The organism is Paenibacillus sp. 23TSA30-6 (assembly GCF_014858585.1).
In the GTDB taxonomy this organism is placed as follows: Bacteria; Bacillota; Bacilli; order Paenibacillales; family Paenibacillaceae; genus Paenibacillus.
This window is the reverse complement of the sequence record NZ_SLTL01000034.1, coordinates 14,157-38,703: the sequence shown is the minus strand read 5'-3', so window position 1 is coordinate 38,703 and position 24,547 is coordinate 14,157. Positions and strand designations below refer to the sequence as shown.

Here is a 24,547-nt window from a genome sequence, read left to right as displayed (position 1 = left end):
AAGACTTATTGTGCCTTTAATATCCTCGAATCGGCTAATGTGCCAAGCTTATACCTGATTATAAAAAAAGCAGAGAAGCCCGCAAACCGGGCTTCTCTGCTTTTTCGTCCATACATGTTGCTTTATTCCGCAGGGGCTACAAAGGTGCGATTGGCAAACTCACTGTCCAGCATATAAAAGGCATTGCTGTCCCTTTCAATCCGTTTGAGCTTCTGGATTACACTGTCGAACAGAGCTTCCTCTTCGACTTGCTCATCAATAAACCATTTCAGGAAATGGATCGTCGCATGCTCACGTCCGTCCAGAGCCAAGTCAGCCAAATGATAAAATTTCTGCGTATTTTGCTGCTCATGCTTGTAGCCGTGCTCGAACACATCCAGCATAGAATCGTAGCTGTTTTTAGGCTCCGGTAATGCTGCCAATGTGGCGCGTCCTCTGCGATCATTAATATATTTGTACAGCTTCATGGCATGAAACCGTTCCTCTTCAGCTTGTACCAGGAAAAAGTTTGCGAACCCATCCAGACTTTCGCTGGAGCAATAAGCAGCCATTGCCAGATATACGTGAGCGGAGTAAAATTCAAAATTCATTTGCTCATTCAGAGCCTGTGCCAAATTGTCTTTCATGTCTCAGGTCACCTCGGTCATATATGTAATGATGTAGCGATCTTAGTGTACCACAAGAGTGTCGGCGGGAATATACAATATCGGAGAAATATCATTGGAAAACGGGCGCAATACAATGTGAGGTTCCCCCCTCCTTACATTGCGCTCGTCTCACCCAATGTTTATTTTACATTCAAGGCTCCAGACCCCATACGCGTTGGTCGTTCACATACAGAGGCGTTTTGTCCCAATCTGTATAAGACGTTTTGGTCGCATCATAGGAAAAATCATCACTTTCGTTATAATTGCTCCAGTCCGTTTTGTTCAAGCGAACCTGAATATCCCCCGTATTGGCTCCTGCTGCCAGACTTCCCGCACCAGCTCCAAAGGAGATTTCCAGATAGTAATCTGCACCCGTCACGGCCTTATCCAGCTTCACAATACGTCCCTGAACGTTGCCGCTACCGAGCTGTGCATAGTCACAATGAAATTCCTGCGGCTTGTCGCCATCCACTGTATAATAATACCGGAGCTTGACAGTCTTCAGATCAACAGCCTCTTTCCCCTTGTTTACAACACGGAAAAGCGGACGGATCTGATTATCTCCCGGGTTCGTGTCGCCCACGTGGTATTGGGCAATCACATCTCCCGTAGCCGGAACGGATGCTGCTGTCGGCTTGGCGCTGACCTCGGCAGAATCCGGGCTGGTTCCCAAGGAATTGGTTGCATTTGTTACATAATAATAGGTGGTTTCATTCACCACTCCTGTATCCTTGTAAGTGCTGTCTGTTACTGTGGCTACCGTGGTATAAGGTCCTCCACTGGTTGTGGAGCGCTTGACGGTATAGCTGTCGGCCCCCGTCGCTTTGCTCCAGCTCAGTGTAACCTGAGCATCCCCGGTACTTGCTTTCACATTGGCCGGAGCTTTGGGAGCTGTCGGCTCGGTTGTTCCACTATTGTTGATGAGACGGTCATATTCGGCATAAGCTGTCGCCATATCGACTTGGGACCAAAAACGGTGATACGTAAATTCCGGAGCACCTTTATCCCATTTTTTCGTCTGATTATTCCATGAAGTTGTGTATTTGTCCTTGAGATAAGACCACTGCGGATCTTTGGTGATGTTAGGCCGGATATCGGTGTAGCTAGAATACGTACCATTGCCTCCCTTGGACGGATCAGATGCGGTAGCGGCTGCGCCAGGAATGGTGTTGCCTTGCCCCGTTTTACCACTCCATCCGTTCGGGATATACACTTCTTTCGTAAAATAACGATAATAATCCTCACGTGCTTCCTTTGTGGTAATGCCTACGCCGTCGTTGTAACCCCATGCAGCATCGAGCAAAGCTTTGGACAGATCCTTGGCTTCCTTGCCTAATGCGGTGTAATCTCCTTTTTCGGCCTTCGTTCCGGCAGCAAAGAAAGTAAGCGCTTTAACATAACTGCCCAGCACTCCCGCATCTTGCCCTGGATTCTTCGTTACCACATGCAGATTGGCATTCCCCTTATGATTGGCAAATCCGGTCCAGGTTTCTGGCTTCCCGCTCCATTCCAGATTGCCTGGCACCCAGAACTCGCCTTTAGCTGCTGTAGTGGCAACCTTCGGATTTTTACCACCCAGAATGCGCTTGCCTTGAGCGTCCAAATAGTACCCCTGCGCGTCTGTCACAGGACGTTCGTTGGCAAATGCATAGCTCTTGGACCATGCTACCCAGTTTTCCGTCACTTGCTTGGCCATTTTAAACTGCTCGGAAGAAGTATCACCCTTCTTGGCTAAAATGTAGTACAGCTCGGCAACCCGCTCGACAGGCCAAGCCTGCATTCCGAACCAATTGTTGGACGGTGGATCTTGGTATACAGGAGCGCCTGTATAAGCCAATCCATAGAAGGTGCTTGTGCCAGACGGATACGCCTTGTAGGCACCATCCCAGCTATTCGTTGCTCCACCTGCAATGGCTCCCTCATCGGATTGCAGCCACGTATAAAATTCCAGTTGGCGCTTCAACGAGGTAGCCCAATCCTGTCCCGCCGTTGGTGAATTTGGTATTAATCCGCCATCCTGATCGGATAACGCGTAAGCCGCAACGACATTTTGGTAGCCCTGATGCGCGTGGCTGGCGCCAATCCGCCAAGCCCAGTTGCCGCTTTGACCCAGTCCGCCACCCCATGACGTATACCATGCCATCAGATAATGGCTTGCATCCTTGCCGGTACCAGCTACCGGGGTTCCGTTGGAAGCGCTTCCGGTTTTCTGGAAGTATTTATCGTACATGCCGTACCGCAAGAAGTCCCCCATCTTTTTTGCTTTATCCAAATAAACGGAGTTGTCATACCCCAGCTCTTTAGCCCAATACATGGCTTGAACCGCCCGTGCGTCCGCATCGGTGGCATTCGTGTAGCGCCATTGCTGTGCAGGAGCATTATTTTCCTTGGTGAACAGGCTCATAAAGCCTTCATTTGCTTTACCAAATTTTTGATTATCCTGCGATGGATGCGGGACGGCTTCCCAAACCGATTCCTGCTCCCCGCGTTGGAAGGTGTTCACATAGGTCGCTGTATGAGACGGATTCAGCAGATTGCCAAAACCGTACCAATTATCCACGTCCAGCAGCCAATGCATCAGATAGGTCTGATTGTTGCCATAGGTTGCCTTCAACTCTGCATCCAGCGGGTCCTTGCCACCGCTATACTGACCACTCAGACGGCTTGGATATTGATCCGGCTGCGGATACTCTGCTGCATAGGTGGCTGGGCTGTTAGGATTGTAGTTACTCATGGTAGGCTGCTCTTCCTTGCCGTCACCCTCATTAACAGGAATGATGTATTTCTCCATGTTATCCCATGCCGATTCCAAATGTCCCCAATCCCCGGTATAATGGCCATACAGCACTTCCAGCCACATCCAGTAGCTATACGCTTCCGAGGTCGTTAAGTGTCCGTAGTCCGGAGCCTCGCTCATCAGGGTTTCAACCGAATGATAAGGAATACCCTCCTTGGAAAAATATCCGCTGGCCGGGTCCTTCAGTTGTTTATACAATTGAAGGAAGCGTGTGGATTCCGGTGTTGCGGCTGATGCACGGTCGGGTTCGGCTTGAAATATGCCTAAAGTTAGCGGAAGTACCAAAATGGCTGACATGACCATAGAGACAGATTTCCTGAACACGGATTTTCTGCTGATCACTTTTGCATCCATCCTCTCCAATATCAATTTTGGCTTTACACAAGCTTTTGTTCCGAAAAACGACTGCACAAAAAGACAGCACCATCACCTCACTTTCCCGTCAAAAAAGTGGAGGACACGCTGTCCATTAGCTCCAAATGCTTCACATTGGCCCTGGAAAAAATATACCATACCCACCGCCAAATGAGAGTCGAAAAAATCAATATGTTTAGGGTTTAGTAATGAAAATTGACGAAATTACAGGAAATCGGTACGATTTTACAGGGAGGCGTTATAATATGAAAATTTTACTGGGGCTTGGTTGTATAATGATGGTTTTAGCTGTAGTTCTGGGAGCTTTCGGAGCACATGCTTTGAAAAAAAGACTTTCTGCAGATATGATGAGCATATTCCAGACAGGTATCCAATATCATATTGCTCATGGCTTGGGCTTGATTCTGCTCGGAGTAGTTGCAGGAAATCTGGTCCATTCTTCTCTGATTGTTACCGCAGGCTGGGTAATGCTAGCAGGTATTCTCCTGTTCTCCGGCAGTTTGTATGCCCTTAGCTTGTCCGGTGTGAAGAAGCTCGGAGCGATTACCCCGATTGGCGGAGTGGCTTTTTTAGCAAGTTGGGTACTTGTGATTGTGGCGGTAGTGCAGGATTAAACAAAGCTAAAGAAAAGAGACTTGGAAAAGTAGACGCTTCCAAATCTCCTGAGAAATTCCCAAATATGAAAGAATAATATTATTTCGTCTGTACATCTTGCGCCTTTTGAGCCGATAAGCGATGGCTCTCGATGTAGCGTTTCGATTCAGCCATCTGGTGCTCCTGCGCGGCCTCCATAATGATGTGAACCCCCGGCTTGTACTGTTCCAGTAGCTCCATGTATAGACCATAGTTCATGTCGCCAAAGCCCGGCGGTACGGTCTCGATCTCACCTGTCGATGACAAACGCCGGTCTTTGGCATGCGCCGCGATAATCCGGGGTCCCAGCAGTTGAAACGCTTCGCGGATGACTTCATCCTGTCGTGCCAGATTTTCCGTTTTCAGCAGATTGCCCGGATCTATCACTACGCCGATCTGGGATGACGGTACTTCCTCCAGCAAGGTAGCCAGCTCTACCGCCGTTCCGACCAAATGATCGTTAGCGGCCTCCAATCCGACGAACACGCCCCATTTTCCCGCCTCGTCCGCTAATTCGCGCACAACTTCTTTTACAACCTTCCAGTCTCGTTCCGTATATGCGCTTCCATCCTCATTACGTCCGACTTCGGCAGCCACCATCGGTGCCCCTAACAGGCTTGCGTATCGGATCAGCTCTTTAAAGCGCTCTACATTTTCACGTAGAAGATCCTCATCCTTTTCAAAAAAATGCAAATAGCAGCCAAGCACCGATATAGAAACTCCATGCTGACGGAATGCCTCCGCGATAGACAGTGCCAATCCCGGACTGAACTTGCCCGGTTTGTTAAAGTCCACATCACTGATCGCTCTCCATGGAGCCAGTTGAACATGAGTAAAGCCCGCCGCTCCTACCTTTGCAGCCAACTCGCGATAAGGCAACTTGCCAAATAAATGCGCCAATACGCCTACAGTCACTTCCAATCACCTCTTCTTTTTTAATGTTGCATCCTGTTTGTCACAGCACTTCGTTCCAAGGTCTCATTAATGATTTGCGTAATCCTCTCCACCTCGTCATGAATAAAAAAGTGTCCTCCATCAAAGGTGAAAATACGAAAATTCTGATCCGTATGCTGCCCCCACGCCTCCGCATCCTGCAAGGTCATTGTGTTATCGGTCAGCCCTGTCAATGCTGTGACCGAACAATTCAAAGGTACGGCTGGGGCCATGTACTCATACGTCTCAACGGCTTTGAAGTCCGCTCTTAGCACCGGGATAAAATAGTCGTACAATTCGCGATTGTCAAAAATGGCCTCCGAAAGCTGACCATACCGCTGCAAATGCGTCCTGAACTGCTCTGCGGGAAGATCATGGGCCCACGGGAAATCTCTCGGGACATGCGGTGCCCGTCCCCCAGATACGAACAGATGAGCAGGTTTCCCATAACCGCCAGCCACCAGCTTGTAATACAGCTCGAATGCGATCATCGTTCCCATACTGTGACCATAAATGGCATAAGGATCGCCGGGGGCTATTTCTTGACTGATCTTGAGCAATAAATCCTCGCTCATTTCCTCAATGCTGTCCTTTAACGGTTCACCGGAACGAATACCTCTGCCCGCCAGCTCCAGCGGAACAAGCTTAATCTGCGGAAGCAGCAGCTTTTTCCATTTGAAGCTGACCGATGCCGATCCGCCCGCATATGGAATGAAAAACAATGTGATGGGTGCCATCCTTGCAACCTCCTGCCATGCTGAGTCCTTACTCTTTCATTTTAGCATAAAAAGGTATATTTACCCATTTCAAATATTTTGCAAATTCAAGAAACAAGGTCGGGGAAATCAAGCATCTTTTGCATCAGGCAGGAAACCGATTCTTTTAGGAAGAACAGCTTCATTTTTGAATATAATAATGTGTTTGGCCTTATTTCTTTAAATTCGAGAGGAGTTCTGCGCCATGAAGTACGGTTTCTTCGATGATGCTAACCAAGAATATGTCATCCACACCCCTCAAACCCCATATCCCTGGATCAATTATTTAGGCAACGAACGATTTTTTGGACTGATCTCCAATACAGGCGGCGGCTATGCATTTTACCGGGATGCGCGCTTACGTCGCTTAACACGATACCGATACAACAATATTCCTGTCGATAACGGCGGTCGCTATTTTTATATTCATGATGACAGGGATTACTGGACACCGGGCTGGATGCCGGTTAAACGGGAGCTGGATCTGTATGAGTGCCGACATGGGCTTGGCTATACTTCAATTATGGGTGAACGTAACGGTATCCGGGCGACGCAGTTGGCTTTTGTACCGCTGTCCTTTGATGGAGAAGTACATCAGGTCAAGCTTCAGAACACCTCTGCACAGACTAAAAAGATCAAACTCTTTTCTTTCGTGGAATTTTGTCTGTGGAACGCCTATGACGATATGACCAATTTTCAACGCAACCTGAACACGGGCGAGGTCGAAATACAGGACTCCGTCATCTATCACAAAACGGAATATCGTGAGCGTCGCAACCACTATGCTTTCTTCTCTGTCAATCGTCCAATGGCAGGATTCGATACAGACCGTGAAGCTTTTCTGGGACTATACAACGGGCTGGATCAGCCGCAAACCGTCACCTCCGGGCAAGCCTCTAACTCTATTGCCAGCGGGTGGTCGCCTGTAGGATCGCATTGCATCGAAATCACATTGGAGCCAGGTGAAGAAACGAGTCTTAACTTTGTACTTGGTTATGTGGAAAATCGGGAGGATGAAAAATGGGAATCTCCTGGCGTGATTAACAAAAAGCAGGCTCATGCCATGATTGCTCAATTCGCGGATGAAGCCGATGTTGAACGAGCCTTGAGTGAGCTGCGGGCCTATTGGAACAACCTGCTCTCCAAGTACACCATTCAGAGCCACGACGACAAGCTGAACCGGATGGTGAATATATGGAACCCGTATCAATGTATGGTTACGTTCAATATGTCGCGTTCCGCTTCGTATTTTGAATCTGGCATCGGGCGTGGTATGGGCTTCCGGGATTCGAATCAGGATTTGCTCGGCTTCGTCCACCAGATACCGGAGCGCGCGCGGGAACGGATTATCGATATCGCCTCCACTCAATTTGATAACGGCGGGGCTTACCATCAGTACCAGCCTTTAACCAAAAAAGGAAACCACGAGGTCGGCGGCGGTTTCAACGATGATCCGCTGTGGCTAATTGTTGGCACCGCTGCGTATATCAAAGAAACGGGAGACTTTTCCATATTGGACGAACAGGTGCCATTCGATGGGATTGAAGAGCATACCGCTACCCTGTTTGAGCATTTGAAGCGATCCTTTTATCATGTAGTTAACAATCTCGGCCCGCATGGTCTCCCACTGATTGGCCGGGCAGACTGGAACGACTGCTTGAACCTGAATTGTTTTTCTGCTACACCGGATGAGTCCTATCAGACCACGCAAAATTTGGAGGGTCGCATAGCGGAATCGGTATTCATCGCCGGACTATTCGTATATACAGGGCCAGATTTTATTGAGCTGTGCAAGCGTAGAGGATTAGATGACGAAGCAGCCACGGCCCAGGCCCATGTGGATCAGATACGGACCGCCACGTTGGAGCATGGCTTTGATGGGAATTGGTTTCTGCGAGCCTACGACCACTATGGGAATAAAGTGGGTAGCAAGGATTGTGAGGAAGGCCAAATTTTCATTGAGCCTCAGGGTTTTTGCGTGATGGCCGGAATCGGGGTTGAGGAAGGTCAGGCTCAAAAAGCGCTCGACTCTACACGGGATCGGCTGGAGACTCCCTATGGCATTGTGCTGCAAAATCCGCCTTATTCCCGCTATTATATCAATCTGGGTGAAATATCCTCTTATCCTCCAGGGTACAAGGAAAATGCGGGCATCTTCTGTCACAATAACCCGTGGATTATGATGGCGGAGGCCGTGATTGGCCGTGGAGATCGCGCTTTTGAGCTGTATAGCAAAATTGCTCCTGCCTACCTGGAGGACATCAGCGACATCCACCGTACCGAGCCGTATGTATATGCGCAAATGATTGCAGGCAAGGATGCCGTTCGTGAAGGCGAAGCCAAAAATTCATGGCTGACTGGCACGGCCGCGTGGAACTTTGTAGCCATTACCCAGTCTATTCTAGGTATCCAGCCCGAATGGGATGGTCTGCGTATTGACCCGTGCATTCCTGCAGCCTGGGACGAATTTACAATCACTCGCGTCTTTCGCGGCGATACCTACGTGATCCAAATCACGAATCCACAACATATATCCAAGGGTGTAGCTACAGTCACGATAAATGGGACTGTTCTCACGGACAATGTTCTGCCGGTTGCAGGAGATGGTGCTGTCCATCAGGTTAAAGTGTTACTGGGCTGACAAGTACATTGGCACCTAAATCGGCACCTAAAAAATTAGCTTCAACTTCATCACATAGTACCTTATAATACGAGAATGGCTAAAGATACATTAAGTGTGGTGACATCATGAATAAGACAACACGACTTACTCAAACAACCGATTATAAATTAAAGGAAGCTCGCTGGGTACGGAGGATGTTTTTATTATACTGGATGATTATAGCCGTACATTTTATTGCGCAGCTTGGTTGTTATTTATTTCTCGAATACCACGCTTCGTCTTATGAATTTTACGTTGGAGTTCTCATTGTTCCGACACTGATTATGTGTGGTTCCAATCTGCTTGCAGAGCTGGTTCATTATAAATACAACAGATATTCATTTGTGATCCTATTTATGGCAAGCACGGTCATTTGCTGGACCATCATTCGTTTAAACTACGATGTTCGGATTATCCCGGCGTTGTGCTTGTTGCCTATTTTCTCATCCATCCTGTTCTTCAATCGTCGCCTAATATGGTTTTCCTTTGTCTTGCAAGTTGGAGTCTTTTTACTTTTGCTGGCAGTGGATGGTTCGTTCCGTACCTACTTGTCGTTCTTTGATATTGTAGCGATTCTGATCTTTTTGATTATGTCCACTTTTATTGCCATTATTATTCAGGCAAGCGGCCGTGACCTGCTGTTGGATTTGTATAAAACACAGCGTGCTCACCAGGAATTAATGATTAGTAATGCGATTATAAGCAAAATGTCGATGACCGACGGGTTAACCAAGCTCTATAATCATTTGTCCTTTCAGAACTTCTATGAAAAAGCACTCGAATATGCTGAGCAAGGCGCCATTATCCATCTTGTGTTAGTGGATATTGATAATTTCAAGAAAATTAATGATAATTACGGGCACCAGTTCGGAGATAAAATTTTGGAGAGCATTTCGCTAATCATTACAGAACAGATTACAGCAAATGATATTGCGGCCCGCTATGGTGGTGAGGAATTTGCCATCCTGATGTTCGAGCATACCTTTGAAGAAGCTTATCAAATCGCCGAAAACATCCGGCACGAAGTAGAAAAGATGACTTTTTACGAAAAAAAGCAAAACATTTCCGTAACCGTAAGCATTGGGCTGAAAAGCTATACAGAAGAAATGAACAAAGATGCGTTTTTTCAGGAAGCGGACGACTATCTATATCAAGCCAAGCGTTCTGGCAAGAATAAGATAGTTTCGCTCAATCATATTGCCTAATTCGACAGAGAATACTCACAGGATGACTTCTCCGGCACTCGCTTGCCGGGGATTTATTTTTTAAAGACAAGCCATTTGACAAGAATATAAGCTGAAACTATAATAACTACAAGTAATAACGTAATTTACTTACATAAAATAAGTTAAGGGAGATGTTTTTCATATGTCAACACTTGTTATTGTAACCCACCCTAATCTTGCGGAGTCCCGCGTTAACAAAAGATGGGTCCAGGGGCTTAAAAAGCAATCGGGTATAACCGTTCATAACCTGTATGAAGTATACCCGGATGAGAAAATCAATGTAGCTCAAGAGCAGGAACTCGTGGAGCAGCATGACCGTATCGTACTGCAATTTCCTTTTTACTGGTATAGCACCCCTTCCCTGCTGAAAAAATGGCAAGATGTGGTTCTGACTTACGGTTGGGCTTATGGAAGCGAAGGTGGCAAATTGGAGGGCAAAGAGTTACTGATTGCTCTGTCTGCCGCTAGTGCAGAGGAAAACTATCAACATGACGGACGGAACAGATACACAATCGAAGAACTGTTGAGACCTCTCGAAGCTACAAGCCACTTGATTGGTGCCAAATTGCTCCCTTATTTCGTACAATATGGTGCTGGGGTTCTGACCGACGAGCAGCTTGAGCAATCCGCACAAAAATACGTGCAAACCGTTACTTCTTAATTGTATTGGAAAATGCCCCTTGGTTGGAGCTACCACCTGCTGTGACGCAGAATGTGGCAGTCTACCGACCAGGGGGCTTTTTTTTGAGTTTAATTTTCAAATCAGGAATTATAACGAACTGCGTTCTGATTGCACGGAAACGACTTTCCCCCTGCTATTCAGCACGAAGCCTAATACATAGACGACAGCCCCCAAGCCGTAAGCGGCGGCAAAGCCCCCCATATGCTCGATCATCCAGCCTGACAGCGCCGGACCCAGCATCTGCCCTACTGCATAAAATACAGAGATAAACCCGATGGCAGAGGGAACATATTTGGACGGAACCTGCTGTGAAGCTTTAACCTGGATCAAGGTGACTAGTCCTCCGATGCTCGAACCCCAAATGATAGATGAAATCGCAAAGCCCCACACGTTGTCCATAACGATGGGAACGAGATCCCCAAGCACAGCAAAAATCCACGCCAGCATAAATGTTCGTTGCACCCCAGCCTTGTCCGAGATACTTCCCCATACAGGGCCGCCTATAATGCTGAATACCCCTGCAAACGCATATATCAGCCCTGTCGTGCTGCTTGAAATACCTGCCTCCAGCATATAGCTGCTTTGATACAGATTAGGTATTAGATAGGCCATGCCAATCAGAAAATATAAAACAGCAATGCGGGTAAGCTCTTTATTTTTCAACCACTGGGGCTTATCCTCCTCGCTTACCGTTTGACAGGCAGATGCCGGATTTTTCAGAACAAATAGTGACAACACAAGCACCACTAACGAAATAATCCCGAAGCACAACCATACAGCACGCCAGCCGTCATGAGGAAATACCTGTATGATCACAGGGATCAGAAAACCGCTTAATAACATGCCGATACCGGCGCCACTCAACAGTATACCTAATACCTTCCCCCGCTGCTGCGGAAACCAGCCGATCATCAGGGACATCAGTGGAGTAAATACAAGTGAGCTGCCAGCCCCAATAAGGAACATGAACAACCCGATAGCCCAAAATGAAGGCGACCATGCCAATCCTAGCATACTGACCACTACACCCGCACTGCCTGTTATAAGCACCAATTTAGCTCCCCAGCGTACAGCCAGCACACCTGACAAGCCTACCGTGAGCAAATAACCCAGAAACATGATCGTTCCCAGTAATCCTGTCTGTGATATTGTCAGATGCAGCCCCTTCTGCATATACGGAAGCACAGCGCCATAACCCATACGGGCCAAGCCTGTGGTTGTAATGACCAGTAAAGTTCCGCACAGGACGAGTGTCCAGAAATGTTTTGGGTTAGGTGCTTTTTGTACATGTGGTACGGAATTCATACCCTAGTTCCCCCTTCTTATGAATGAATAACAGGTACAGTAACCTTGCCATTCATCCTACACGGGGGTTCAGTTCTGATCTACCAGCTAACGGAATTCGTTGCTGGTTTGCGGGAATGGCTTATTTAGCCGAATAGACGATTTCGGACGAGCGTACCCGGGTTGCAGCCGTATTTTTTTCGGAATGCCTCTGCAAAGTAGCTTGGATTGGAATAACCCACCGCACAAGAAACTTCCGTCACACTATTTCCTCCGACTTGCAGCAAATGAAGAGCCTGATCCAGCCGTTGTTCACGCAGATCTCCAAAGACGGTTGTTCCGAACATTTCCTTGTAGCCCATTTTCAATTTGTAGTCATTCATGCCGATCATACGTGAAAGCTGTAAGAGAGACGGCGGCTCCGCCATGTGCTCCAGCATAATTTGACGCGCCCTCTTAATTTTGGCGATTTCGTCCCGGTTCAAGGAGACAGATGGATCATGCCTATCCTCGAAAAAGGTGCGTAAAGCAAGCATCCACAAATCCAATACGGCACATTCCATTTCAATATTGCGCATCGAACCGGATTGGATGCCCTGCATCAGCTGAGTCAACTTGAAGACGGCAACTGGATTCATGCGAGCCTGAAAAGCGCGAAACGAATGAGGTCCGAGTAAATCCGCAAAATCAACACTCCTTCTCCCGTCCGGCTCTTCCATAAAATAATGAAATGTCGATACCGGAATGCCAATGCCTAGCATCGTAAATTGCTCATTCGCCGTAAATTCAAAGCGGGCTTCGCCCGGCTTCAGAAGCTGTAACGAAAAATGCCCCGGCACAATTTCATGCCGCACTCCCGACGCCTGAACCTCACGGCCGCCGCGAAAACAGCAAGTAAGCTCGACCATAGGCACAGTAGCCACAAAATCAATCGTTCGGCTTTGATGAAAGGTATAGTCGGAAACCACAAGCTCCATATCCAGACGCGGGGAGCAACGGCGAATAGTGCCCTTCCCCACGGTTTGTGTAAGTTCCATCGGAGCTTTATGACCTGTAACGTCAGCGTTCAGCTCCAGTTTTTCAAGAAACAGATTAAAATTATGATGAAAAGTAGCTCCCTGCATAGCGTTTCACTCCAGTATTGTTCATTGATAATCATTCTCATCATACCGGATTATTGGTGGTTTGACAAAGAACCTCCTACCGCTAGAAAATAGCAGTGATGGAGGTTCCCGTCGATCTGTTAAAATATGAAGATTTACAAAGTAACCAGTGTGCTGGACACCTGAACCATGCATTCTTTAATGATGTTGCAGCCTTCACGCAGGTTTTCCAAGCTGATCGTTAGGGCAGGCATAATTTTAATCACCGTATCGTTACGTCCAGCCCGCTCAATGATGAGGCCCTTACTAAAGCAGAGAGTAGCTACCTCCTTGGCGAACGCTTCTCCCAGGTGGGATACATCAATTCCCCAGATCAGACCCAAGCCTCGAATTTCAATGAGAGGATCGATTGTTTGAATATGTTCACGCAAAAATTGCTGGACAAAAGCCTCTTTTTCCTTCACCTGTGCTTCCAGCCCTACCGTATCCCTGAACTCCAGCGCTGCCTTTGCAGCGACAAAAGCAAGCTGATTTCCACGGAAGGTGCCATTATGCTCACCAGGACTCCAAATATCCAATTCCGGCTTGATCAGCAACAGGGACATCGGCAAACCATAGCCACTGATTGACTTGGACAAAACAACCATATCAGGAACGATACCCGCCCGCTCAAACGAGAAGAACGAACCAACCCGACCGCAGCCAACCTGTATATCGTCAATAATCAGCAAAATATCATGATCATCGCACAGCTGCCGCAAATCACGCAGCCATTCGGTATCTGCGATGTTAATACCGCCCTCAGCCTGTACCGTTTCCAGAATGATGGCCGCTGGCTTTTCCACCCCGGAATGGGTATCTGTTAAAAGCTGCTCCATATATAAAATGGTATCCAAGCCGTTAAACGTACTGTTATAAGGGATGAAGGTAACGTTATTCAAGGATACACCGGCGCTCTCTCGCATGGAGTTGTTACTGGTAACAGACAAACCGCCTAGCGACATGCCGTGAAACGCGCCCATAAAAGCAAAAATTCCATTTCTTTTCTTCACCTTGCGCGCAAGCTTCAATGCCGCCTCCACCGCATTAGTACCAGTCGGACCGCAAAATTGCAGCTTATAATTCAAGCCCTTGGGCTGGAGAATACGCTCGGAGAAAGATTCAATAAACTCCTGTTTGGCCGTCGTAAACATGTCCAAACCATGCATAATCCGGTCTGAGGTTAAATAATCCAAAAGCCGGTTTTTCATGAAATCATTATTGTGCCCGTAGTTCAAAGCCCCTGCTCCGGCAAAAAAGTCGATATATCCCTTTCCTGCCTCTGTGTACAGCACATCGTTCTTCGCTTTGTTGAAAACAACCGGAAAACTTCTGCAATAGGATCTTACATTGGACTCCAGTGCTTCGAATGTGTTCATAATCTCTCGTCCTCCCGCTGACCTGATTTGAAAAAATACAAGCATGGAAAGCAAAAAAAGTGTAAATATGTAATCTGAAATAAGAAGACAGCCTGAATCGCAAAGGGGTAGCCACACCAAAGAATCATGAGTACGATCACGAGAACGAATAGAGTACAGATAAATAAATGCAGAGTAGCCTATTGAGAGTAAATTAAACTCCAGAAGATTAAGTGGTGGGGGTTTCTAAGGGGTCTCTATCAGTGGATGTCACTCCTATGTAATAAAATACCATAAATATTTTTGAAGTCAATGCATGATTCTAATGTGTTTTGTTAAATTTTTGTAATTGAGTGTCGAGGGCTTGGTGTATTTTGTTAATTCTCCACGAAAAATGTCGGAATAGAGCTAAAAATCTTATAAATAGAGCATTTCCATATCAAAAAAGTATAAATCCGTTCTGCCCGGCTATTGGTTTGCCCGATGCCCCTGATCTTTTGACAGACTGTCCAAAGGGGGTTACTCTATCAAAAGAACTTGCCAAAAACTTTTTGAATGCATTGAACCTATCCTAACCATTTGGCTCGAATTTGATAGAAAGATAAGGAAATATCATCATGTCTAATGTTTTGATTATTGAAGATGACAATATGCTGGGAGATACCCTTTCCTTGTATTTGACTGGAGAAGGCTACAACGTTACCCGGGTGGAACAGGCGGCTGAGGGAATTGCCCGGCTGGGTATGGTGCAGCCTGATATTATTTTGCTAGATCTGCTGCTTCCAGATTTGGATGGTGTCAATCCCTGCCCACTGGTACGCAAGCATACGGATGTGCCAATCATCGTGATTTCTTCAGAAAACAATATCTCAGAGCGCATCCGTACACTTACGTTGGGAGCAGACGATTATATTTGCAAGCCTTTCAGTATGCAGGAGCTAAAGGCGCGAATCGAGGCTCTTTTCCGTCGTATTGAAATCACACGGTTACAGGCAAGAGGCCTTGCGCCTGAAGCCGAGCCTGAAACAGGCATTGTTTTGGATCTGGCGCGAAGAATGATTACCGTTGATGGGCAGATTGTGGAGACGACATTTTCGGAATTTGAGCTTATGAAGCTTTTTTATTTGAACCGGGGAATTGTATTCAGCCGATATGCCTTGATTCAAGCTCTTCGTGGCACAGACTCCTTTATTAATGAGAGGGCTGTAGACGTACATATCAACCATTTGCGCAGGAAAATCGAAAAAGACCCTAAAAAGCCGAAATTAATCAGGACCATCTGGGGAATTGGTTATAAATTTGTGCAATAGCACGATCAGCTCCAGGGAACCGATGACTTGATTTGGTTAATCTCCTTTTGAACCAAGATCAATTGCTCTCGCCAGTCTGGATACAGCTCCCCCGGTGAGGTTTCATGGCTACGTTTCAATCTCTTTTCCAGCTCTATGACCTTTGCCAACAGCCCGGACGCAAACAGGTTTCCTGCCCCTCCCTTAAGCGAGTGGATTAATCGGAGAGCGGCAGATAACTGTCCGTTGTCCATTTTCCTCGTCAATCTTTTATCGAGATACTGGTATTCCTGAATCCATTTGTAAAGGGCAAATTGGAAAATATATACCTTGCCATCCATGCCGGCTATCGCCTGTTCCGCGTGAACACCATTTAGTTCTTGCAGCCATGCTAAATGAATCCAACTGTTTAACACTCTTACAGCATTCAGTTCATGGACAGGCTTGAGCAGCACAGCATTAATGCCTGAACGAAGGCAAACCTCCTGTTCATGCTGCGTAGCATCGGCCGTAAAGGCGATAATTGGAAGTCTGTTAAAAGCTTTCTTTCTGCGAATATGTCTGGCCGTCTCAAAGCCATCCATCTCTGGCATATGCAGATCAAGCATTACCATATCCCAGGAACGCAGTTCCAGTGACTCTAACAGTTCTCTTCCGTTTGCAACCATGGTTACTTCAAAACCGCGCTCTGCCAGGAATTCGGTAATTACCACCTGGTTAATCTCATTGTCCTCCGCTATGAGAATTTGATACTTCTGTGTTGTCATCTCTCCTTCATAACGAGGGCTCATCATCGTATATGTATCCAGAGTATTAACATCTACAGACACTGTCTTTTCCTTTTCCAGCCTCCAGCGGATAACCTCCAATACAGCGTTTCGAGTCACGGGCTTAGACAAAAAGGCATCCACCCTGCTATCCTCGTCCCCAGCCGCTACCCCTTCCATCTGGAACACTGTTGTAAGTCCAATGACCTGAGTCATCTGTCTATTTAGCAATTGAAGCCATTGTCTCCGTGTATCCAGCTCTCTAAAGCCATTCATCCCCATGTCGACCATAACCAAATCAAAATATTCGCCATTTTGAAAAGCTTCCACACATTCCTGAAAGGATGAAATGGTGTATGTTTCTAATCCTGTGCTTTGTAGTAATTCGTTCAGACTAAATCTCAACAGCTCATGCCGCACAACAATTAAGGCTTTGCCGCTTATTTGTTTTTCTATCTGTGCGCCTTCCGGATGTAGATCCCCGATATTCAGTTCGACATTAAAGTAAAACCGACTGTATTCTCCCAATCGGCTTTCAACCTCTACATTCCCGCCCATGGCTTCAGCCAAATGCTTGCTAATGGCTAAACCCAGCCCGGAGCCCCCATATCGGCGGCTGGTTGATGTATTCGCTTGGGTAAAAGGGACAAACAGCTTGTTCACACCCACCTCGGAAATACCTATACCCGTATCCTCCACCATAAAGGACAACACTACCCGTCCGTTCTGCTGGCTTAGCATTTTCACCTCTAACAATACATGTCCCTGTTCTGTAAATTTGACGGCATTAGTCAGAAGGTTTAAAAGCACCTGTTCCATCCGCAATGGATCACCTTTAACACTTTTGGGTAATTTGGGGTCCGTTATAAAAATAATCTCTATTTCTTTGTGTTCCAGCAAAGTACCCACCGTCTCTGCAAGATGCCTAAGCATTTTTTCCAGCTCAAACTCCTGTCTTTCCAATTCCAAACTCCCTGCTTCCATCTTGGAAAAGTCCAATACGTTATTGAGCATGGATGAGAGGGTTCGTGAGGAGGCGAGCAGCTTGTCAAGGTAGTCTTTTTGGACAGCAGTCAGTTCTGTCTTGTTCAACAGCTTGGACAGACCGATAATACCATTCAACGGCGTGCGAATTTCGTGGCTCATATGAGCCAAAAAAACGCTTTTGGCATGGTTAGCCTCGTCTACCTCCTTTCTTTTCTGCTCGGAAGCTTTATACTCCGTAATATCCATTACGTGACCGATGACATGCTTGGTGATCCCGTTCTCCCTGACCGGATGTAAGGTAATTAAAGCCGAGTATTCCCAAAACTCCAGCTCAAATACCGTCCGGTCACCGAACCATGCCTGTTTGTAATATTCGCTAAGCTGCTCCAGCGTTTCAGAGGAAAGCTCAAAAATATCCCCGAGTCGCTTAACATGCTCCCTTCGATTATAGCTGACTTGCAGATTCAGACCCATGCGCTCCAGCAAGCCTCCTTCGAGCAGCCTATAATAAAATTCGTCGCCGCTTTTCTCCAGCCTGAAGGTAAAACCGGGTTGAACCCGAAGCACATTTAGGAGATCACGGTTTTGGTCCAGTAAACGTTGTTCATATGTATGTTTAATGATCCAAACGCGTACAAACAAAGCGATGAACATCAGACCAATCACTAGCTCCAGAACACAAGTCATCAGAGCTCTATCACTTATGCCAAAATATAAGAATAGAATTCCTGTCACTCCATAAAAAACACGCGTGATCGTCTGCCGAATGAGCTGAGAAATCAGATTGCGGCGCGCAAATGTAATAGGTGGCTGAAAAGTCAAAACAATTAATAATATCACGATAACATAAAGCACCAAGTCTCGAACCAAGTGTTCTCCCTCCTGTAATCTCCCTACTTTGTAAGCTATATTGGAAATATAAAAAAACTCAGGACAGATTCCTTATGCCATAAGGCTTAAAGAACTGTCCCGAGCATTCATTGTACTATAGATTCCATAGGGTTCAAGTTCGTTTTAATACTTGAAACGACTAATCATAGACCTCAACTCAGCAGCCATTGTTGATAGCAGCTGAGCAGAGGCTGATATTTCCTCCATGGAAGCCAGCTGCTCTTGCGAGGAAGCGGCGACTTCCTCAGATGTAGCAGCATTACCGGTTGCAATCGTCGCCAGCTCGTTGGCTGTCGCTGCAATCTCTTGTACACTCGCTGATATCTGTTGTGCAATCGCAGCGACCTCCTCCACCTGAGGTGTGGTCTCCCGAATGCCTTCCATCGCGTCTCCCAGCTTGACAATGGTTTCTTTGGAAATCTGCAGCCCATCCTGAACCTCAGTCGTAACACGGTTCATCGTCTGAACCGTGGTTTCCGTTTCATGCTGAATTTCGGCAATCAATGTGGCAATCTGTGTTGCAGATGTCTGCGATTGCTCTGCCAGCTTGCGCACCTCATCTGCAACGATGGCAAAGCCCTTGCCATGATCACCTGCTCTAGCCGCCTCAATCGCTGCATTCAAGGCCAGCAGGTTCGTCTGATTGGATAGTTCACTAATAACCTTGGTAATTTCACCGATTTCCTGAGAGCGGGCTTGCAAGGTTTGAATCATTCGGTTAGATTGCTCTACCGAATGGTGAATCGAATTCATTTGTTCGCCTGTTTGCTCAACGGATTTCCGTCCTTCCTCTGCTTGTAAAGAGGATCGTCTGGCCAAATCGGCTACCGAGATGGAGCGTTCCGCAATTTGTGTGACTCCCTGTGCAATTTCATCAAGGGCTACTGAGTTATTTTCCAGACCTGTAGTCTGCTTCTCTGCTCCACTGGCAATTTCCTGAACAGCCTGTGATACCTGCTCACTTGCAGCACTGGTTTGTTCTGCGCTTACCGTTAGCTCGTTCGAGGATCTAGCGACATGATCTGCACTTTCCCCTACGTTCTGAATGACAGATCGCAAGTTATCCTGCATGTTTCGGAAAGCCAGTCCCAATTGTCCAATCTCATCTTCACTCTTCACTTGAATGTCCTGCGTCAGATCCCCTGCGCTCACATTAACCGCTTGTTCCTTCAATTTTAAAATAGGTTTGATGATGGAACGAATCAGGAAATAGACAATGATTATACCCACCACAAGACACCCGACGACCGTAAGCAAAGTGCTGATCAAAATCGGCTGTGCTGCTTCATCCACTTCAGATAAATACAGCGTTCCGCCTATTTTCCAGCCTGTCAGCTTGTTGGTCGCATAGTTCATATATTTGGACTGACCTTCATACTGATACTCGTATTCACCAGCGTCGCTCTCATACATGCGTGATTCAATATCTGCAATTTTGGTGCCTGGTGCCTTCGTCGGATGAACAATGTAAGTGCGCTTGCTGTCCAGCAATATGGCATAACCTTCACGACCTACTTTAATCTTGTTCAGTGTCTCCTTAATACCGCTAATTTTCAGATCGATGCCAATAACACCCGAACCATCCGTCGTGGCTCTGGACACTGTAACCGTCATTTGTTTGGAGGATGCGGAGAAATTGAGCGCACTAATCGCTGTTTTTGCTTGTTCCTTTATGGACTCCTCATACCAAGGTCTGACTCGGGGATCATAATTATCCGGTAATTCCTTCTGTGGATAGGTTATAAATTTACCATCCTTCGTTCCATAATAAATGGATTCTGTTTCAGGATGGAGTGCAATATATTGCTTAAAGAATTCTTCCAAATTCGCCGCTTGTTCCTCCGTCTCCACCAGGTTGCCTTTTAGCCTTTCAGCGAAATATTCTGCATCATGCACATTGGGTGAAATGGCGCTATCAATAATAAAATTAGTGCGGATGATGACCTGCTCGGCGCTATCTTCAATCTGGTTTAGAATCTCCTGTCTGGCGCTCACAAATGATAGAGCCCCAACAATCATAGATGGTATGATCAAAAAAGCAATAAAAGCGACCATCAGCTTCGTTTTAAAATTATTGCTGAGCATCCTTCCCATGTGCCATGGTTTTCCTGCAAACTTCTTCATTAGTCAACATCTCCAATTCATCATCTGGATTGCTTGCATATTGTGAACCGCTTCGCTTTGCCAATGATTATTCACTCGACAAATTCACTTCCCCTTTTCCATTCTTCATCATCTCCCTCTAAAACACTTCGACACAAAAAAAGATATAAACACGATAACGAATAGGTATATGTACTTAGTTTTGAATGAAGCAAGGCTCCTTGGAACCGATTCCTTAATATAATATACCTAAAAACTATTAAAAAAAATGCACAGAACATGTTAAGGAAATGTTAGTTTTAACTCACTATACCTACCTCTAAACATGAAATAATCCCCTTGAGGTTGGCATACATAAGGTCATTTTTCGAAAATCACCATATGCTTGTTACCCCAAGGGGATCAAATTTGTTTTTATTTTAGGTTAATCAATTCAGTAAAGCCTTAAGATCATCGAGACGGGTGACAGGTGCCTGGCAGGCGAAATGCTCGCACACATATACGGCTGGTTTGCCATCCACAAGAGCGTAATCACGGATATAAGGAACCGTCTCTGTAATCTCCGGCTGTCCTTCATCCTTCAAAATAATCACTGTATGGGGTCTGAATCCTGCTCGAACCGCCTGAATGAACTGTACGGTCTGCGGATCATCCCTATGGCCCACAATAACAATCTCCTTTGTCGTTCCAGTTGCATACAACAACGAACTGAGCAACGCCGAATAGCCTGACGGGTAATGAGCAACCATGCCGCCAAAAGCCTTAAACTGCTTGGCTGCATAGTCCTCCAATCGAGATTCACCCGTTAGCCGCGCAAGCCTCACAAAATTATGGGCCGCGATACTGTTACCCGACGGAATGGCTCCGTCATAAATTTCTTTAGGCTTGGCAATCAGCTGCTCGCTATCTGACCCGTAAAAGAATAATCCGTCCCGTTCTTTATCCCAGAACAGGTCGATCATATCCTGATTAAGCGTCAGCGCCCGTTGCAGATATTGTATGTCAAAGGAGGCCTGGTACAGCTCAATCAAGCCCCACACATAAAAAGCATAGTCATCAACATAGCCGGGATAAGCTGCTTCTCCGTCCCTATAACGCGCCAGCAGCCGTCCGTCCTCCCGTCTCAGTTGGTTCCATAGGAACGACTCTGCCTTCTGGGCCTGCTCTGTATATCTGGTATCTCCAAAAGCCTGTCCCGCCTTCGCCAAAGCAGCGATCATCAACCCGTTCCACGAGGTCAAAATCTTGTCATCCTTGTGAGGGTGAACCCGTTGTTCCCTGGCAGCAAACAGCTTGCCGCGTAGCTCATTGACCCGTTGTTCCAGTTCCTGTTCGGTCAAGTCATGCTTGATCCCGTAGGCTTCCAGATTAATATCAATCAGGTTCGGAATGTTATGGCCTTCAAAATTCCCGTAAGGTGTAATCCCATACAAATCGTTAAAAAAGGCGGCATCCTTATCGCCGAGTACAGCCCTTACCTCAGATTCGTCCCAGACATAGAATTTGCCCTCTTCTCCTTCGGAATCCGCATCCTCCGCCGAATAAAAACCCCCTCCTACATCTGTCATGTCCCTTGCGATATATGTAAAGATTTGTTCCGTAATCCGCCGGTACAGCTCCTTGCCCGTCACCTGCCAAGCCTCTGTATACGCGATGGCCAGCAGAGCGTTGTCATACAGCATTTTTTCAAAATGCGGCACCAGCCACTTCTCGTCCACGGAGTACCGTGAAAATCCCATACCTACATGGTCGTAGATTCCGCCCCGGGACATCGCATCCAGCGTCTTCTCTGCCATTTCCAGCGCCTGCTGATTCCCCGTATGCTGTGCATATCGCAGCAAAAAAGACAAGTTATGCGGAGAAGGAAACTTCGGAGCTTCCCCGAAGCCGCCATATTCCTTATCGAAGGTATGACTGTACTGATGGAAAGCTTTATTCAAGCTCTGTTCATCCAGTTCACCGCGATACCCCGCAAGCATGTCCTGTCGCTCATGCTCGGTTAGCACCTGCTCACTCAGCTCCACCAGCTCTTCGGGCTGCTCCTTCCACCGGGTTCCCACCTTCTCCAGCAGCTCCAACAGTCCGACACGTCCAAACTTCTGCTCCTTGGGCAAATACGTACCCGCAAAAAAAGGCTTCTGATCCGGGGTCATCAATATCGTCAGCGGCCAGCCTCCATGCCCCGTCATCGTCTGACAGATGGACATATAAATATGATCCACATCCGGACGTTCCTCCCGATCCACCTTAATGGATACATAGTCCCGGTTTAATATCTCCGCAACCTCTTCATCCTCGAAGGATTCTCTTTCCATTACATGACACCAATGACAAGTGGAATAGCCGACAGATAAGAAAATGGGCTTATTCTCGCGTTTGGCGATTTCAAAAGCCTCATCTGACCAAGGGAACCAATTAACTGGGTTGTGAGCGTGTTGCAGCAGATACGGTGATTTTTCCTTGGCTAATCTATTCGGTTTGCTGCTCGTTGACATGGGACATCACCACTTCCGTAGTTGGATTTTATGCTTGGTACTATTTTACCCTAAATGGGTGGTAAAAGTCGGAAGGGATGAAAAAAAGATAATATCAGATTAGAATTAATACATTGTTAAAAAGTATCAAGTACATCAGGTAGTACACCATTATCCATCCCCCTCACCGACTCATCCAGCACGATCAACTTGGGTTTTAGCGCAATCGCCTTGGCGACATTGACACGCTGAGGCTGGCCGCCACTAAACTGATGACTCTCAACCGAATCTATCAATAAATGGTTTATTCAGATCATAAGTAGATATGAAAAAGCACTGATGGATATTCTCCATTAGTGCTTTATTTACTGCAATCCTACCTTATTAGCGTTTACATTATACTCATTAGAATTTATATCAAATATCTCCAGAGCTTTTAGTAAGGCGTATTCACTTGTTCTGGCCCCTTCTTTTGAAAAATGCGCATCCGGAAACGCGGGAGACATATGATGGTACCCGGGATAGACATGTAATTCCACTAAGACACCATCAAAGGCCAGTTGTTTTGCAAAAAATAAGGCTTCATCAATGAATAAATCAATGGTACCTATATTTATATAAGTCGGTGGTAACCCGGTCAGTGACTTAGCACGGGCCGGCACATAATACTCACTTACCTCCTCCTGACCCGGTTCATCCCCCAACACAGATTTCCAGCCAAAATAATTACTTTGTTTTGTCCAAATAAACTCTCCTGCGTATGGATGCTCTGGTGCGGTACTTGTGCGATCATCTAGCATTGGCCTCATTAATCTTAGATGATGGATTTCGAATTCCTTCTGATCACGAATGTACAAGGCTAGGCCAGCCGCCAAACCGCCGCCAGCGCTGCTGCCCCCTACGGCAACTTTCTGAGTATCTATCCCTAACTCTTCCGCATGCTCAATACACCATTTTAGGCCCGAATAACAATCCTGTAACTGACTTGGCTGTACATGCTCTGGTGCTAGGCGATAGTACACAGATACACAACAGAAACCATGTTGTGCAGCAAGAGATGCATTAGCAGGACGATCCACGACTGGACTTCCTAAGACCATCCCGCCTCCGTGTATCGAATAATATAGAGGCATCTTATGATGCTTTGATTGTTTGGGCTTAATGATTTCTATTCGAATATCTGGACCACTAAAATAACTTGGCACAACCTTTTTTTCTAATGTAATAGGGTACATCTGCGTTACATCTATTTGTTGCATCATTTGAGATTGATTTTTACGTGATTCCATTAGTGTAGATTCGGTAAGATCGGTTGTTGGTATTAAATCAACTGCACTGATAATTTCTGGATCAATCAGATGTCTACTTCTACTTTTTTGTTCCCCCATAGTAATCGTTTCCTCACTTTCTTGTTTTAATGACAATGAATCAACACATGTTTCCCTTCATTTATTCAGAATCGGCACCGTTCCAAATCCGTCGTTGCTGTCGTTTATATCCATATATTAAAGATTAAAATAAACTTTATAAATGAAAACAACG

Annotated in this window: 16 protein-coding genes and 1 pseudogene; 5 read left to right on the top strand and 12 right to left on the bottom strand. The window is 46.4% G+C overall.

The window, feature by feature from the left end; all coding sequences use genetic code 11:
• Positions 1-122: 122 nt before the first annotated feature.
• Positions 123-626 (bottom strand): ferritin, encoded by a 504-nt coding sequence (locus E0698_RS22905; protein ID WP_134914797.1) that lies wholly within the window; start codon positions 624-626, stop codon positions 123-125.
• A 172-nt stretch (positions 627-798) separates the two neighbouring features.
• The gene (locus tag E0698_RS22900) at positions 799-3,747 is read right to left on the bottom strand and encodes a glycoside hydrolase family 48 protein (RefSeq protein WP_192513009.1); all 2,949 of its coding nucleotides are present in this window, start codon (positions 3,745-3,747) and stop codon (positions 799-801) included.
• Between the two features lie 317 nt (positions 3,748-4,064).
• Between E0698_RS22900 and E0698_RS22895 the strand changes: the two genes are divergently transcribed.
• Positions 4,065-4,433: a DUF423 domain-containing protein gene (locus E0698_RS22895; RefSeq protein WP_192513002.1), complete on the top strand. Its 369-nt coding sequence runs from the start codon at positions 4,065-4,067 to the stop codon at positions 4,431-4,433.
• A 79-nt stretch (positions 4,434-4,512) separates the two neighbouring features.
• On the opposite strand, the gene E0698_RS22890 is transcribed toward E0698_RS22895, so the two are convergent.
• Together E0698_RS22890 and E0698_RS22885 are read right to left on the bottom strand one after the other, a co-directional pair.
• Positions 4,513-5,367 carry a TIM barrel protein gene (locus E0698_RS22890; protein WP_192513001.1) on the bottom strand — a complete coding sequence of 285 codons (855 nt, stop codon included), beginning with the start codon at positions 5,365-5,367 and terminating at the stop codon, positions 4,513-4,515.
• A gap of 20 nt (positions 5,368-5,387) precedes the next feature.
• Positions 5,388-6,122 carry a thioesterase II family protein gene (locus tag E0698_RS22885; protein WP_192513000.1) on the bottom strand — a complete coding sequence of 245 codons (735 nt, stop codon included), beginning with the start codon at positions 6,120-6,122 and terminating at the stop codon, positions 5,388-5,390.
• Between the two features lie 223 nt (positions 6,123-6,345).
• Between E0698_RS22885 and E0698_RS22880 the strand changes: the two genes are divergently transcribed.
• From E0698_RS22880 to E0698_RS22870, 3 genes are all read left to right on the top strand, one after another.
• A complete protein-coding gene (locus tag E0698_RS22880) occupies positions 6,346-8,781 on the top strand; it encodes a GH36-type glycosyl hydrolase domain-containing protein (protein WP_192512999.1) in 2,436 nt (811 codons plus the stop codon).
• Between the two features lie 107 nt (positions 8,782-8,888).
• Positions 8,889-10,007 (top strand): GGDEF domain-containing protein, encoded by a 1,119-nt coding sequence (locus tag E0698_RS22875; RefSeq protein ID WP_192512998.1) that lies wholly within the window; start codon positions 8,889-8,891, stop codon positions 10,005-10,007.
• Between the two features lie 163 nt (positions 10,008-10,170).
• On the top strand, positions 10,171-10,689 hold the full coding sequence (locus tag E0698_RS22870) for an NAD(P)H-dependent oxidoreductase (protein ID WP_192512997.1): 519 nt from the start codon (positions 10,171-10,173) through the stop codon (positions 10,687-10,689).
• 108 nt (positions 10,690-10,797) lie between these two features.
• Here the strand turns inward: E0698_RS22870 and E0698_RS22865 are convergent, their stop codons facing one another.
• The 3 genes from E0698_RS22865 to ectB all read right to left on the bottom strand — a co-directional run bounded on the left by E0698_RS22865 (position 10,798) and on the right by ectB (position 14,515).
• Positions 10,798-12,015 (bottom strand): MFS transporter, encoded by a 1,218-nt coding sequence (locus E0698_RS22865; protein ID WP_192512996.1) that lies wholly within the window; start codon positions 12,013-12,015, stop codon positions 10,798-10,800.
• 125 nt (positions 12,016-12,140) lie between these two features.
• Positions 12,141-13,118 (bottom strand): helix-turn-helix transcriptional regulator, encoded by a 978-nt coding sequence (locus E0698_RS22860; protein ID WP_192512995.1) that lies wholly within the window; start codon positions 13,116-13,118, stop codon positions 12,141-12,143.
• A gap of 134 nt (positions 13,119-13,252) precedes the next feature.
• Entirely contained in the window at positions 13,253-14,515 is a 1,263-nt protein-coding gene (ectB, locus tag E0698_RS22855) for a diaminobutyrate--2-oxoglutarate transaminase (RefSeq protein WP_192512994.1), read from the bottom strand.
• 596 nt (positions 14,516-15,111) lie between these two features.
• Here ectB and E0698_RS22850 point away from each other — a divergent pair.
• Complete coding sequence (locus tag E0698_RS22850; protein ID WP_134914806.1) at positions 15,112-15,804, top strand: response regulator transcription factor; 693 nt, start codon at positions 15,112-15,114, stop codon at positions 15,802-15,804.
• A gap of 5 nt (positions 15,805-15,809) precedes the next feature.
• Here the strand turns inward: E0698_RS22850 and E0698_RS22845 are convergent, their stop codons facing one another.
• The 5 genes and pseudogenes from E0698_RS22845 to E0698_RS22825 form a co-directional block, all read right to left on the bottom strand.
• Positions 15,810-18,407: a hybrid sensor histidine kinase/response regulator gene (locus E0698_RS22845; RefSeq protein ID WP_192512993.1), complete on the bottom strand. Its 2,598-nt coding sequence runs from the start codon at positions 18,405-18,407 to the stop codon at positions 15,810-15,812.
• A gap of 144 nt (positions 18,408-18,551) precedes the next feature.
• A complete protein-coding gene (locus E0698_RS22840; protein WP_192512992.1) occupies positions 18,552-20,552 on the bottom strand; it encodes a methyl-accepting chemotaxis protein in 2,001 nt (666 codons plus the stop codon).
• Between the two features lie 407 nt (positions 20,553-20,959).
• Positions 20,960-23,026, bottom strand: coding sequence for a thioredoxin domain-containing protein (locus E0698_RS22835; protein WP_192512991.1), 2,067 nt, complete (start codon positions 23,024-23,026; stop codon positions 20,960-20,962).
• A 152-nt stretch (positions 23,027-23,178) separates the two neighbouring features.
• Positions 23,179-23,280: pseudogene (locus E0698_RS27130) on the bottom strand (ATP-binding cassette domain-containing protein); the annotation flags it as partial.
• A 90-nt stretch (positions 23,281-23,370) separates the two neighbouring features.
• Positions 23,371-24,393 carry an alpha/beta hydrolase fold domain-containing protein gene (locus tag E0698_RS22825; protein ID WP_192513007.1) on the bottom strand — a complete coding sequence of 341 codons (1,023 nt, stop codon included), beginning with the start codon at positions 24,391-24,393 and terminating at the stop codon, positions 23,371-23,373.
• Positions 24,394-24,547 lie beyond the last annotated feature (154 nt).